Here is a 14,022-nt window from a genome sequence, read left to right on the forward strand (position 1 = left end):
GTCGGTTCGATCCCGACAGGCTCCACCATGAAAGTATTTATGGGTCTGTAGCTCAGGTGGTTAGAGCGCACCCCTGATAAGGGTGAGGTCGGTGGTTCGAGTCCTCCCAGACCCACCAATGTTATATCAATTATTCTGAATGTAGTTTGCGCATTTTTATGCTTATCAGCCTTGGAGCTGTGAAGCGTTCTTTTATAATTTGATGATGTAGCAAGCGTTTGAAATTTTTATTAAAAATTTCTCATTTGAAGCCTTAAGTGACAATGTTTATCCATTGTCTTGTAGATTTTGAGGCGACTTGGGGTTATATGGTCAAGCGAATAAGCGCACATGGTGGATGCCTTGGCGGTCAGAGGCGATGAAGGACGTGGTAGCCTGCGAAAAGTGTCGGGGAGCTGGCAACAAGCTTTGATCCGGCAATATCCGAATGGGGGAACCCACTGTTTAGGCAGTATCTTTGAGTAAATTCATAGCTCAAGGAGGCGAACCTGGTGAACTGAAATATCTAAGTAACCAGAGGAAAAGAAATCAACAGAGATTCCCTGAGTAGTGACGAGCGAACGGGGATTAGCCCTTAAGCTAGTATGGTTTTAGGAAAGCAATCTGGGAAGGTTGGCCATAGAAGGTGATAGCCCTGTATCCGAAAGGGCCGTACTAGTGAAGATGAGTAGGACGGGGCACGTGAAACCTTGTCTGAATATGGGGGGTCCATCCTCCAAGGCTAAATACTCCTGACCGACCGATAGTGAACTAGTACCGTGAGGGAAAGGCGAAAAGAACCCCGGAGAGGGGAGTGAAATAGAACCTGAAACCATGTGCGTACAAGCAGTAGGAGCCCTTATGGGTGACTGCGTACCTTTTGTATAATGGGTCAGCGACTTACTGTTCGTGGCGAGCTTAACCGTATAGGGGGGCGAAGGGAAACCGAGTCTGATAAGGGCGCATAGTCGCGGGCAGTAGACCCGAAACCGGGTGATCTAGTCATGTCCAGGGTGAAGGTGCCGTAACAGGTACTGGAGGCCCGAACCCACTCCCGTTGCAAAGGTAGGGGATGAGGCGTGATTAGGAGTGAAAAGCTAATCGAACCCGGAGATAGCTGGTTCTCCTCGAAAGCTATTTAGGTAGCGCCTCATATGTATCCTCTCGGGGTAGAGCACTGTTATGGCTAGGGGGTCATCGCGACTTGCCAAACCATTGCAAACTCCGAATACCGAGAAGGACTGTATGGGAGACACACGGCGGGTGCTAACGTCCGTCGTGAAAAGGGAAACAACCCAGACCCACAGCTAAGGTCCCAAATTCATAGCTAAGTGGAAAACGATGTGGAAAGGCATAGACAGCCAGGAGGTTGGCTTAGAAGCAGCCATCCTTTAAAGAAAGCGTAATAGCTCACTGGTCGAGTCGGTCTGCGCGGAAGATTTAACGGGGCTAAGCTATGAACCGAAGCTTGGGGTGCATATTTTTATATGCGCGGTAGAGGAGCGTTCCGTAAGCCTGTGAAGGTGAGTTGAGAAGCTTGCTGGAGGTATCGGAAGTGCGAATGCTGACATGAGTAACGATAATATGGGTGAAAAACCCATACGCCGAAAGCCTAAGGTTTCCTTGCGCAACGTTAATCGGCGCAGGGTTAGTCGGCCCCTAAGGCGAGGGCGAAAGCCGTAGTCGATGGGAAGCAGGTTAATATTCCTGCACCTCGCGTGAGTGCGATGGAGGGACGGAGAAGGCTAGGTGTACCGGGCGTTGGTTGTCCCGGGGAAAGGAGGTAGGCTGGGTCCTTAGGAAAATCCGGGGGTCCTTTTAAAGCCGAGCACCGAGACGAGTCTTTTTTAGATGAAGTCACTGATGCCACGCTTCCAGGAAAAGCTTCTAAGCTTCAGCTCACGAAGACCGTACCGTAAACCGACACAGGTAGGTAGGATGAGAATTCTCAGGCGCTTGAGAGAACTCGGGTGAAGGAACTAGGCAACATGGCACCGTAACTTCGGGAGAAGGTGCACCCTTTTTGGTGGCGCGTGCGCGTTATAGCTGAAGAGGGTCGCAGAAACCAGGCCGCTGCGACTGTTTATCAAAAACACAGCACTCTGCAAACACGAAAGTGGACGTATAGGGTGTGACGCCTGCCCGGTGCTGGAAGGTTAATTGATGGGGTTAGCTGTAAAAGGCGAAGCTCTTGATCGAAGCCCCAGTAAACGGCGGCCGTAACTATAACGGTCCTAAGGTAGCGAAATTCCTTGTCGGGTAAGTTCCGACCTGCACGAATGGCGTAACGACAGCGGCGCTGTCTCCACCCGAGACTCAGTGAAATTGAAATCGCTGTGAAGATGCAGCGTTCCCGTGGCAAGACGGAAAGACCCCGTGAACCTTTACTATAGCTTTACACTGAACGTTGAGTTCGTCTGTGTAGGATAGGTGGGAGGCTATGAAACCACGACGCTAGTTGTGTTGGAGCCATCCTTGAAATACCACCCTGTCGTGCTTGACGTTCTAACCTAGTTCCGTTATCCGGATCAGGGACAGTGTATGGTGGGTAGTTTGACTGGGGCGGTCTCCTCCCAAAGAGTAACGGAGGAGCACGAAGGTACGCTCAGCGCGGTCGGACATCGCGCACTGTGTGCAAAGGCATAAGCGTGCTTGACTGCGAGATCGACGGATCAAGCAGGTACGAAAGTAGGTCTTAGTGATCCGGTGGTTCTGTATGGAAGGGCCATCGCTCAACGGATAAAAGGTACTCCGGGGATAACAGGCTGATACCGCCCAAGAGTTCATATCGACGGCGGTGTTTGGCACCTCGATGTCGGCTCATCACATCCTGGGGCTGTAGTCGGTCCCAAGGGTATGGCTGTTCGCCATTTAAAGTGGTACGCGAGCTGGGTTCAGAACGTCGTGAGACAGTTCGGTCCCTATCTGCCATGGGCGTTGGAGATTTGAGAGGGGCTGCTCCTAGTACGAGAGGACCGGAGTGGACGAACCTCTGGTGTTCCGGTTGTCACGCCAGTGGCATTGCCGGGTAGCTATGTTCGGAAGCGATAACCGCTGAAAGCATCTAAGCGGGAAGCGCGCCTCAAGATGAGATCTCCCGGGATGTAAATCCCCTAAAGGAACCATGTAGACTACGTGGTGGATAGGTCAGGTGTGTAAGTGCAGCAATGCATTGAGCTAACTGATACTAATGATCCGTGTGGCTTGACCATATAACCTTAAGTTGCTTTTCTGGTATTTCAGTGTTTTATTTTGATAAGCATGAATGCTTCGCTACGTCATCATTTCATATGCGAGAAGGTGAATCTTCCAATTGGTTGATTGCACTCTCCAACCGTCTCCCTGGTGATATTAGCGCTGTGGAACCACCCGATCCCATCCCGAACTCGGAAGTGAAACGCAGCTGCGCCGATGGTAGTGTGGGTCTCCCATGCGAGAGTAGGTCGTTGCCAGGGTCTTTTCCCCTCAAACCCTCATCCTTAGTTGGATGAGGGTTTGTTTCTTTGTGCTGTTTATATCAACACTTGAGGCACACTTGGCTGATCTTCAGCTCTCTTTCTCATGCCTGAACTCCCAGAAGTCGAAACCACATTGCGTGGACTGTTGCCCTATTTGACCAATCAACTGATCTATTCTCTTACCCTGCGTAGGCGTACCTTGCGCTGGGATATCCCTTCCCATATCGAAAGTCGTCTCCCAGGCCATCGCATCACTACTGTGTGTCGTCGGGCCAAATACTTGCTGATCGATACTAATGCAGGGGGAAGTCTCATCATCCACCTTGGCATGTCCGGTACTCTGCGCTTACTGGCGCCAGAAACGCCTCTACGCCCACACGATCATGTGGACATTATGTTGAATAACCGTCGTGTGCTACGGTTCAATGACCCTCGCCGCTTCGGATGCTTGCTCTGGCAAGAAGATGGACAAATCCACCCTCTCCTACAGCGCCTCGGCTGCGAACCACTCTCAGATAGTTTTAATGGTGATTATCTTTATCAGTGCAGCCGTGCTCGCAATGTGTCCGTGAAAACGTTTCTCATGGACCAACGCATTGTGGTCGGTGTCGGTAATATCTATGCTGCTGAAAGTTTGTTCCGTGCCGGTATCAGCCCTCTATGCGAGGCTGACAAAATATCCCTCCAACGCTATCGGCGCTTGGCTGAAGTGGTCAAGGATATCCTCCTATATGCCATCAACCGTGGAGGAACTACCTTGCGGGATTTCCTCAGTCCCGATGGACGCCCCGGCTACTTCAAGCAGGAATTGTTTGTCTACGGTCGTCAGCAACAGCCTTGTAAGCAGTGTGGAAGCCTCCTGCGTCAAACCACTATCAGACAGCGAACTACTGTCTGGTGCGGCCACTGCCAAGGTTGAAGCATCTGCGTTCCATAGGTGCATCCATGCCTGCTTCCACCAGGTAGCGATGATCATTGTTGGGTGTCGTAGGTGATCATCCTTATCCACTACCGAGCCCGATGACAGAGGTGCTAGCTTCTCAAGTACACCGTGCTTATCTCAATCCTTGCTCTCCGTATGACGCGTGCCTGACGGGTGATAATGAACTGCTTTGGTGACGTAGCATGAGCTCAATCATCAGTTTGCTCCCAAAAAACGCCAGTACTAAAAACATCATCGCTGTTAATGTCCAGTGCACCGCCTTGATGCCTCGCCAGCCATACTGCCAGCGTCCAATTAACAACCCTCCAAATATCACCCAGGACAGAACACTTAGCACACTCTTATGCAACAACTTCTGTTCCAGAAAGTCTCTCACAAACAAAAAACCAGTGAATACAGTGAAGGTCAACAGGATGAAACCAAACGTGATCGTGCGGAAAAGCAGCTTCTCTAACTCAGTCAGCGGCGGCAGAGCACCATGCCAGTGGTGAACATTGCGTCGCCGCAACGCACGTTCCCGAAACCACAACATCATCGCCAATAGTGCTGCTATGCCTAACGTCGCATAGCCTAGTAACGCTAGACAAGCATGCAGCTCTACACGCCAACCCAGTTCCGGGCTGGGTGAGTGACCGTAACCGTGATAAACAGCAAGCAATAACCCCGCCACAGGGAACACCACCACACCCACCGTCCCCACATGCGTACTAAATAAAATTGTCAAGCCAGACATCACAAAAAACGTCATAGAAAGAACAGAGAAAAAATGCATGTCCACAGCACCAGCATTGCCTAATACCACCAAAAAATGATAACCCCCGTGAGCTAATAGACCCACCAGCCCCGGAATACGCCACTCACCTCTGCGCGAAATATCATTAAATAACAACTCACAAAACAGCATCCATACCGCTAAAAAATATGTAAAAAAAACAATAATAACCAATAACAACAATTATCACCTCACATAATGTAAACCTTTGGGCAGGACTGACAGAGGAGTCGTTATAATCCTCACTCTGTTTTCCTTTACGTTTATATCTTATGTTCGAGTCTCTCACTCAACGTCTTTCTGGAACCATTGAGCGTCTGCGTGGACGCGGTCGCTTGACGGAAGAGAATATCCGTGAAGCGACTCGTGAGGTTCGCATTGCTTTGCTTGAAGCTGATGTCGCTTTATCGGTCGTACAAGCCTTGATTGAGCGTATCAAAATACGGGCCCTTGGCCAGGAAGTGCTTAAATCATTAACTCCAGGCCAAGCATTGATTAAAGTTGTACGGGATGAGCTGGCAGCTGTAATGGGTGACTCTGCCAGCGAATTGAATCTCAATGTTCCAGCACCTGCGGTCATATTACTTGCCGGATTACAGGGCGCAGGAAAAACCAGCATGGTTGGTAAGCTGGCTAAGTATTTGAAGGAAAAGCGTAAGAAGAAAGTCATGGTAGTCAGTGCTGATGTCTATCGTCCGGCTGCAATCGAGCAACTTAGGATCCTTTCTGAACAGGTGAATGTGTTGTGCTTCCCATCAAGTGTGGAGCAGAATCCAGTTGATATAGTGCGTGCTGCAATTGCTGATGCCAAGAAGTCTTTTGTTGATGTGCTCTTGGTTGATACTGCTGGCCGCTTAGCGATTGATCAAGGGATGATGGATGAGATCAAGGCGCTGCATGACACGCTTGTTCCTGTGGAGACCTTGTTTGTAGTTGACAGTATGACTGGCCAGGACGCTGCTAACACTGCCAAGGCATTTAGTGAAGCCTTGCCACTGACAGGTTTAATACTAACCAAAACCGACGGTGATGCACGTGGAGGTGGTGCTCTGAGTGTGCGTTACATCACTGGGCGTCCGATCAAATTTGTTGGTACTGGTGAGAAGGTCGATGACCTGGATGTTTTCCATCCAGACCGTGCTGCTAAGCGCATCCTTGACATGGGGGATGTGTTGTCACTTGTCGAGCAGGTCGAACAGGCAGTTGATCAGGAGAAAACTGCCAAGCTTGCTGCGAAGGTGGCGAAGGGGAAGAAGTTCAATCTGAATGATATGAAGGAACAGCTAGAACAGATGCAGAATATGGGAGGGATTAATAGTTTGATGGATAAGCTTCCGGGGATGGGGCAGATTCCTGATCATCTCAAGCAGCAAGTCACTGGCAAGGAAGTGCCACGCATGATTGCGATCATTAACTCTATGACTCAGAAGGAGCGTCGTAATCCGACTCTACTTAACGGCTCGCGCCGTGTCCGCATTGCTAAGGGGTCCGGTCTACAGCCTTCCGATGTGAATAAATTGATGAAGCAGTACCAACAGATGGAGAAAATGATGTCAAAACTTTCTGGTGGTGGTATGAAAGGATTGATGCGGGGAATGATGGGTGCCATGGGTGGTCGTGGAAGGCTACCGTTTCGTTGATGAAGCCGGTGCTGATTCAGGTTCCTTTTATACCATTCTCGTATTTGATTGGATGCAGGGGTTGCAATTCACGTGTTCCTGATCCAGTGATAGAGAGAGGTGGCTATGCTTCTTAAGCCTAATCTGGCTGGTCACCATACTGGCGCTGATACCTCTAGGGGTAATATTTTCGATGAACACGAATTTATTACAATGCGATCAGCTCTCGTAGCTGCGAATGTTCAGCATTAATTTTTTTCTTATCCTGCAATTCCTGCAATGCTGCATGAGGCATTCGCAGTTGAGATGTCCGACATCAGTACACCAGCGATGCTGGATTATAAGTGACTGATTGTTCTCACAGTACGTTCACTACAGATGTTATCAAGCACCAAGTGATCAGTTTGTACGTATTACTGTCGGAACTGGCCGATTATCTATCTGTGTCTATTATGGCTACCGTGCTGTTGTTCCTTGCAGGTGGGAATTATATGGCTGTGTCTTCCCAAAGTGGCATTGTTGATCACCTGGATCGAGAATTGCTCTTTGATCTGCCCAGCAACATATGCAAAATGGCTATCACACATGTACTACCCTTAGAGTCTGTACCCGGTGCAATGTGGTTCCATCACGGAGATAGCCCAGCACATATACCGCTTGAATCCTTGGCCATGAGTACGAATTTAGTCGTAGCAAACGACTGTGTTGCTGAGTAAACCGAGGCAGCGCAGATGCAATGATGTAAGGGGGCTGTTACGATGAAATTAATTTTATGTAATGGAGTGCAAGCTAATGTTACGCAACTCGCTGCGCTGGCAGCGGTGAATTATGGTCACTTCACGACACTGCAAGTACGCGGTGCTGCTGTTCGTGGTCTGAAACTGCATTTGTGCCGACTTGAGCGAGCTACTCAGCACTTGTTTGGTAGCAGGCTGGATATAGCTGCATTGCGTGCTCAGCTATACAATGGTTTGGCGGCGTTTTGTCAAACGGATGCCTCGTTGAGGATCACTGTATATGCGACGGAGTTTGATTTCCGAGCCCCGTTGCGTCCGGTTTCAGTCGATACATTGCTGGTGATTTCGTCCCCGTCGGTGTTACCAACGGTTGCTGTACGAGTGTGTAGCGTCCCGTTCGTGCGCTCGCTACCCGATCTCAAACATGTTGGTACCTTCCCACAGTTCGCATTGCGACGTGATGCACTGGCAGCTGGGTTTGACGATGCACTATTTGTCCATGATGATGGGCGCTTGCTGGAGGGCACCTTTTGGAATATTGGTTTTTGGGACGGGAAGTGTGTGACTTGGCCGGAAGGTCCGGCATTGGCTGGTACCCAGCAGGCATTATTACGTGTCGGTTTGGAACAACTGGGTGTGCCGCAAATCGTGCAGCCACTGCGGCATGCTGATCTGGGGAGATTTGTTGCTGCGTTTTTGTGCAATGCCCGCGGCCAGCAGCCATTGTCTGCAATTGATGACTATTTATATTCGGTTTCTGAAGCACCGATGGCGCTACTTGAATGTGCCTTGGCTACACAGTCGTGGCAATCGCTCTAAGGCAGACACACTCAGCGGTATAGCGTAAATCGATTTCTCACGATGAAAGCATAAGACTAAGCGTGACAATGAGGAAACTCACCAGTAATGACTGCTTCTGGATGGCCCAATCACAACACCCTTGATTCCGACACTACTCATTTGTTCAGCAGAACCTCAATGAGTATGTAACCTTGCTGTTAAGCATTTTAGTATTCATGCTGTTTTTATGAATTGGTTTGCTTGGCGATTTTCTTTACAGCTTAATGTGTATTTTGACATTCGTTTTTTGATCATCTTGTAAATTTTGAAAACGCTTTGAATGCGCTTTGTTACTGGTATTCAATCGTGAAGGTTGCCGTTCCTTTTGCTGCACCTGGGCCTACTTTTCCTGTTTGCGTTTGGATATATCTGGCCCGCATTGGCAGGCTCAATGTACTGCTAGCGTTGATAGCGGTCCGGCCTAGTGTGATAGCTTGCCCAAACACCACCTGACGTTCACTTCCAGTTAGGAGGTCTACTAATTCAATGCCTATATTGCTGGCTGCGTCGCTGGCTGAAGTGATGGCAAGTACCCCAGATTGCCCGGAGCTATCCTGTGTGCCATCAATACGCACAGATATTTGTGCCTGATCGGCTTCGGTCACATTGCCTCCATGGCATATCAAATTGATAGTAAAGTCACGCTCGGGCCCTTTGGAGCCGAGTCCTTTAAAGGTGTTACTGGATACCGAGCCGAAATTGACAGCGATGTTCTTTGATCCAGCATCGACCTGACATGTTGAGGTAACAATGGTAATACCGATCCCACTGAGTGAGGATGTTAGTATCGGGCGACTGATGCCACTGCCATCCGCATAGTAAGTAGTGAATGGCCCAGCGCTTGCAATTGGCCCTGAGCCGGTGGTGGTGGCGGTCTTGATCAGTTCAACTTGGAAATATCCTTCGTTGAGGCTGAGATTAGTGACTCTACCGGGGGGATTATTAGAATTCAATGTGTGAGGGTAGAAATTGGATACTTTGCCCGCTTCCCGGTAGAGTCTGATTCCTACGCCTGCAACATCGGTCGCATAAACATTCTTCATGCCGCTGACGGGGGTCATTGAACGAGTGAAAGCGCCGTACATGATCCCGTTATTGACACATGTTCCATATCTGTCGACGCGATTAATATTATGGGTTAACAGAGCAATACGATCACCGATAGCCAGTGAGGGTTGGATCAGAATGCGGCCTGCACCAAAGTCGATGTTTTGCGCGACTATGCCTTCCTTGATGGTGCAAGTTGCCTGAACGTGAGGTGCGATTAGCATCGTTAGGCACGCTGCTATTATTTTTAAAGTCCGTTGCTGGTATGTAGAGATGTGCGCGACACTAATCGTGTTGACTATCGACATATGGTTTCCAAAGTTGTGAAATTTCTAGGCTTAAAGCGATCTCATCCTCTTGTGGAGGATGCTGATGTCTGTATGCCATTGTTTTGTCGGTTGGTTATGCCATCTGGATGACGATGAAGTGGTTTTGAGCATCATTGGTACGTAATACAGATCCATCTGATCATTTACGTTTATCCATCTATTAATTAGATGAATACCTTATTCTTCCAGTTAAGCGCTTATATAGCAATGAGCAGTGCACGCTGCACGCGCCTGCCATATTTTTGGACTCAGATAGGAGATTGTTTTTGATGTAGAGGGAGTATTGAAATTGACTGAATTCAACGTCCTTTATCTATGAATCTCGGAATCGCCTCAATTGATAGATAATTCATAAATTTTGAATATGGCGGGGGTATCTTCACCCAGCGTTAGGAAGGTGGGATATTGCGTTAATCTCAATATATAAAATCTCTATGCCGATTTAATGCCTAAATAAATTATTTTTAATTCAAATTAATAATTTGATTGAGGTGTAACAAATCTCAAACCGGTTCAAAATTGTTGAAAAATATTGTAAACATGTTTTCTCACTGGTATTCAACCGTGAATGTTGCTGTTCCGTTAGCCGTACCTGGCCCGACTTTTCCTGTTTGTGTTTGGATATAGCGGCCCCGCATTGGTAATTGCAACGTACTGCTGGCGTTGACAGGAGTACGGCCAAGTGCGATAGCTTGTCCAAACACGATTTTATGTTCATTTCCGTTTAGCACATCTACTAGCTCAATGCCCACGTTGCTCGCTGCATCGGTGGCTGGAGTGATGCCAAGTACTCCAGGTAGCATGGATTTATCCTGGGTGGCATCAATACGCACGGATATCAGTCCCTGATCGGCTTCGGCCACTGACATATTAAATTGATGGCAAAATCGTGTTCAGGCCCCTTGGAGCCGAGTCCGTTGAAGGTGTTACTGGGCACCGTGCCGAAATTGACGGCAATGTTCCTTGATCCGTTATCGACTTCGCAGGTTGAAGTGATTACGAAACCACTGATCGTGCTTGTGAACCTTGCGCGCCCGGGGCCAGTCCCATCTGTATAGTTAGTAGTGAATAATCCACTGCTAAAAATAGTACCGGACCCTGTTGTTGTGGCGGTCTTGATCAGCTCGACTTCAAAAATCTCTGCTGGCTGGTATACGTAGGTAATGACGTTGTTGTAATCCAATTGAGAAGGGATGTACAACACTTGCTGGTCTCTAAGGGTGTGTATCCGAATTCCACCCCCCGGGACATCAGTTTGATAGACATGGTCCATGCCGCTGACCGCTGTCATTGAACGAGCAAAACGAGTATAGGTGCTACCCCAAAAATTGCAGATGGCGAACACTGGGCCGGCAGGAATATTATAGTTCCACAGAGTGATTCGATCACCGATAGCCAGCGAAGGTATTGATCAGAATACGGCCTAGATTAATTTGGATGTTGTCTGAGGGTGCGTCGGCATTCATATAGCACGCTGCCTGGGCGTTGGATACTAGCAGCATCCCCATACATACTGCCGCCACTTTCCAAATCCGTTTTTGGTATCTCGTGGTGTGAGTAGCGCTGACCCCGTTGTTTATCGACATATGGCTTCCAAAGTTGTGAAACTGCTTGGGCGAGTCGAAGCTTCGTTGGCAGGAAGTTGATATTCCAAATGGCATTGTTGTGCCGCCTGATCCCCCCATTTAATGGTCAGGCGGCCTTGGGGATCTTTTGCGCGTATATAGATGAGGCTACCCTGCGCCACCAGGCCAACGGATTGTCCTTCGGCATCAATAACCTGTGCACCGAATGGCAAAGCTTTACCAGTCGGCGTGCGTGCATTAACGATCAATGCGCGGCCCTTCCGTGTTCCAAAAGTCACTTTGGAGATTGCACCTGCATAGGGAGCGATAAGCTGGCTGGATGTTTCCAGTTCCACATCAGGATCTGTCCCTTCGGGATCAAGGGTGATCGTGTTCATTCGATACGGTGAGACATAAGGTACGACGGCATAGCCACGGCTATCAATGCGCACGCCGGATATATTGGATACGCGGGCGCCCTTGGCTGCCGGTGCTTCGATAATAACCATTGTGTCACCGCGTTGCGGAGCCAGTGTCGCAACTCCGCTGTGGAGGACAATGCTACCACTGGCTCCAAGACTCATCTGATTATAGTTGCGGTTATGGCTATAGCTGCCTGAAAGCGCAGCATAGCGGCTACGGTATTGCACATTGCCGTCGATCATGGTGGCGCTGTTTCGCGCATCGGATGCGGCTATCCCATACGTTAATGCACTGTCTTTGCCGCTAGCTCCCACTAGGCTTACGCGGCTGTTGTCGTAGCGTCCATCGCGTGAACCGATTTGGCTAGTGACTATCACCGGATAAGCTTTCCCTAGCGGAACCGATACTGTGAATAGCATCTGTGTATCGCTGGGCATGCTTGGGATCTGTGAGCGTAACGCTGAGAGGCCGTAACTCACGCCCTTATAGGATACGTTGTAGCCTCCCTGGTACTGGATCGTGTTGCCGCGTTGGTTCCAGTATTGCCGCGCTGATCCTGTCAGGTACAGTGAACCATACTGTCCTAGTTGTTGGCTCACAGTGAGTTGAAGCTGACTGCGCTGTCTATAAATTGACGCTGTGCTGAGGCCGCGCCTTTCGTAGTCCATCGCCATGATCGCCTCTTGCAAGCCATAAAAGCCTGATGTCGAATACCGATATGCAGCGAGTGTGATATTGGTATTGGTTGGGCTCAGTAACTTGCTGTAGCTTAAGCGTAGACTCGTACCGCTAAATGTGTCGTTACGTAGCTTTGTGCGTGCTACGGTACCGTCCAAGGAAAATGCACCAACTGGGGTAGAGAGACCTGCCCCTGCTATCGCTGCGATGTACCGCTGACTGATCGTGCTGCCTGCATAAGCGGTGAGTGCGTTGCTAATGCCGCGTTGATACGTCCCCTCTAACAAGTAAGGGGTATGACTGAGATTGTTATTGCGAATCTTGCCGGCTGTTAGGCTGTACCGCTGCGACCCCGCTCGGAGCATTTGCGGTACAGACCCATAGGGGACACTGAACTGCTGTTGGCGGCCGTCGGTCTCATAGACCGTGACCTGTAAGTCACCTCCATAGCCGGTGGGATATAGATCGTCGATGACGAACGCCCCGGGCGCAACCGTGGTGCTGTAGATCAACTGGCCGTTCTGGTGTATCTCCACACGCGCATTACTTTGCGCGATACCACGGACGATAGGCGCATAGCCACGTAACGAGTCTGGCAACATGCGGTCATCGGTTGCCAAGCTGATACCACGGAAACCGATAGAATCAAATAATTCGCCGCTGGTGTAGGCGTCGCCTACTGTCAGCATGCTACTTGTGTTCGGAAATGCGCGTTGTGCGTAAGTGGAAATGTTCTGCCACAGCGATCCTTCATTGGAATGCCAGCTGTAACTGGAATTATGGCGAAATTGCCAATCGCCTAGATTCAAGCCGCTGTTGATTCCAAGATAGGCTGAATCACTACGCCGTCTGCTATTTATTGCATTTGCATTGCGGCCACCATACCAGTTGAAGGCATAGCCGATGAATCCCGCATTGACACCATGATCCCAGAGTGATGGGCTCACATAGCCACGTGCTGAGCGTCGCATAGCGGCTTGTGGGATGCTTACGTCCAAGCGCTGAGTGGCTACATCGAAACGTGCATAGGCATCCGGCAGCCATTGGTCTATGGTTTTGCAGGCCTGCATGTCAGCCGCTGAGTCTGTTAGCGCCGATGTATCAATGCCGAGTTCATCCAGCATGGCGAGCGTCATGCAAGTGACAGCTTCCTTGTCATCTTTAGTATTACGAAATTCCATATCACGCCGGCCTTTCCATTGGCCGTTTACATAAAGGTCAGCACGGTAGAGACCTGCAATAACAGGATTGCCTCGGGAAAACATTCCTAAGTCAACGGAACGCGCTTGGCCAACCAGAAAACTATTGTTGAAATTTGCCGTTTGCGCTACACGTTGTGGCGCGGTGTTATCCGCTTTAGCCACCAGCATGCGTTGTCCAAGATTATCAGTCTCCGTTTCCGCGCAAGCCAATCTTGACATCATTAGTGTGCAAGTCGAAGCGATTGCAGCGACCAACACGCGTTGCTTGAAATAGCGCCCTCTGATTTGTGTTAAATCCAGCTCTGGTGCCATCAGCTTACGGTTGGAATCGATCTCGGATTTTGAGACGAATTCCACGCGACTGAGCTGAAGGGAGTCAACCTTCCTCCGTTGCGATATTTCCTGCTTTTTCATAGTATTTTTTATTATT

General features: G+C 49.4%; 9 protein-coding genes, 2 tRNA genes and 2 rRNA genes (1 of these 13 only partly in view). 7 read left to right on the forward strand and 6 right to left on the reverse strand.

Annotated features, from left to right (window positions below; all coding sequences use genetic code 11):
* The 5 genes from F7G16_RS00245 to mutM form a co-directional block, all read left to right on the forward strand.
* A tRNA-Ala gene (locus tag F7G16_RS00245) sits at positions 1 to 28 on the forward strand; it begins 48 nt to the left of the window's first position.
* Between the two features lie 13 nt (positions 29 to 41).
* Positions 42 to 118, forward strand: a tRNA-Ile gene (locus tag F7G16_RS00250).
* Between the two features lie 192 nt (positions 119 to 310).
* Positions 311 to 3,191 (forward strand): 23S ribosomal RNA (locus tag F7G16_RS00255).
* A 129-nt stretch (positions 3,192 to 3,320) separates the two neighbouring features.
* Positions 3,321 to 3,434 (forward strand): 5S ribosomal RNA (rrf, locus tag F7G16_RS00260).
* Positions 3,435 to 3,540: 106 nt separating this feature from the next.
* Entirely contained in the window at positions 3,541 to 4,356 is an 816-nt protein-coding gene (gene mutM, locus F7G16_RS00265; RefSeq protein ID WP_004085054.1) for a bifunctional DNA-formamidopyrimidine glycosylase/DNA-(apurinic or apyrimidinic site) lyase, read from the forward strand.
* Positions 4,357 to 4,492: 136 nt separating this feature from the next.
* On the opposite strand, the gene F7G16_RS00270 is transcribed toward mutM, so the two are convergent.
* Positions 4,493 to 5,332, reverse strand: coding sequence for a cytochrome C assembly family protein (locus F7G16_RS00270; RefSeq protein ID WP_042466545.1), 840 nt, complete (start codon positions 5,330 to 5,332; stop codon positions 4,493 to 4,495).
* Between the two features lie 92 nt (positions 5,333 to 5,424).
* On the opposite strand from F7G16_RS00270, the gene ffh reads away from it, so the two are divergent.
* Together ffh and F7G16_RS00285 are read left to right on the forward strand one after the other, a co-directional pair.
* On the forward strand, positions 5,425 to 6,792 hold the full coding sequence (gene ffh, locus F7G16_RS00275) for a signal recognition particle protein (protein WP_004087694.1): 1,368 nt from the start codon (positions 5,425 to 5,427) through the stop codon (positions 6,790 to 6,792).
* A gap of 737 nt (positions 6,793 to 7,529) precedes the next feature.
* Positions 7,530 to 8,327 (forward strand): aminotransferase class IV family protein, encoded by a 798-nt coding sequence (locus F7G16_RS00285; RefSeq protein WP_004087691.1) that lies wholly within the window; start codon positions 7,530 to 7,532, stop codon positions 8,325 to 8,327.
* A gap of 311 nt (positions 8,328 to 8,638) precedes the next feature.
* Here F7G16_RS00285 and F7G16_RS00290 read toward each other — a convergent pair whose 3' ends face one another.
* From F7G16_RS00290 to F7G16_RS00300, 5 genes are all read right to left on the reverse strand, one after another.
* Entirely contained in the window at positions 8,639 to 9,619 is a 981-nt protein-coding gene (locus F7G16_RS00290; protein WP_004087689.1) for a fimbrial protein, read from the reverse strand.
* 653 nt (positions 9,620 to 10,272) lie between these two features.
* Complete coding sequence (locus F7G16_RS12450; RefSeq protein ID WP_256626240.1) at positions 10,273 to 10,593, reverse strand: fimbrial protein; 321 nt, start codon at positions 10,591 to 10,593, stop codon at positions 10,273 to 10,275.
* Positions 10,563 to 11,069, reverse strand: a complete 507-nt coding sequence (locus F7G16_RS12455; RefSeq protein ID WP_260473177.1) for a fimbrial protein — start codon at positions 11,067 to 11,069, stop codon at positions 10,563 to 10,565. The genes F7G16_RS12450 and F7G16_RS12455 overlap by 31 nt, the downstream gene beginning before the upstream one ends.
* Positions 11,070 to 11,109: 40 nt before the next feature.
* Positions 11,110 to 11,232 carry a hypothetical protein gene (locus tag F7G16_RS12460; protein ID WP_256626242.1) on the reverse strand — a complete coding sequence of 41 codons (123 nt, stop codon included), beginning with the start codon at positions 11,230 to 11,232 and terminating at the stop codon, positions 11,110 to 11,112.
* Between the two features lie 68 nt (positions 11,233 to 11,300).
* Positions 11,301 to 14,006 (reverse strand): fimbria/pilus outer membrane usher protein, encoded by a 2,706-nt coding sequence (locus F7G16_RS00300; protein WP_004087687.1) that lies wholly within the window; start codon positions 14,004 to 14,006, stop codon positions 11,301 to 11,303.
* Positions 14,007 to 14,022: the final 16 nt, after the last annotated feature.

Source organism: Xylella fastidiosa (assembly GCF_011801475.1).
GTDB lineage: Bacteria > Pseudomonadota > Gammaproteobacteria > Xanthomonadales > Xanthomonadaceae > Xylella > Xylella fastidiosa.

What these genes read in the sequence shown, in the direction of transcription:
- F7G16_RS00300 (WP_004087687.1), bottom strand. Translation starts at nt 14,006, where the DNA reads ATGAAAAAGCAGGAAATATCGCAACGGAGGAAGGTTGACTCCCTTCAG.
- mutM (WP_004085054.1), top strand. Translation starts at nt 3,541, where the DNA reads ATGCCTGAACTCCCAGAAGTCGAAACCACATTGCGTGGACTGTTGCCC.
- F7G16_RS12450 (WP_256626240.1), bottom strand. Translation starts at nt 10,593, where the DNA reads ATGTCAGTGGCCGAAGCCGATCAGGGACTGATATCCGTGCGTATTGAT.
- ffh (WP_004087694.1), top strand. Translation starts at nt 5,425, where the DNA reads ATGTTCGAGTCTCTCACTCAACGTCTTTCTGGAACCATTGAGCGTCTG.
- F7G16_RS00285 (WP_004087691.1), top strand. Translation starts at nt 7,530, where the DNA reads ATGAAATTAATTTTATGTAATGGAGTGCAAGCTAATGTTACGCAACTC.
- F7G16_RS00290 (WP_004087689.1), bottom strand. Translation starts at nt 9,619, where the DNA reads ATGCTAATCGCACCTCACGTTCAGGCAACTTGCACCATCAAGGAAGGC.
- F7G16_RS12460 (WP_256626242.1), bottom strand. Translation starts at nt 11,232, where the DNA reads ATGGGGATGCTGCTAGTATCCAACGCCCAGGCAGCGTGCTATATGAAT.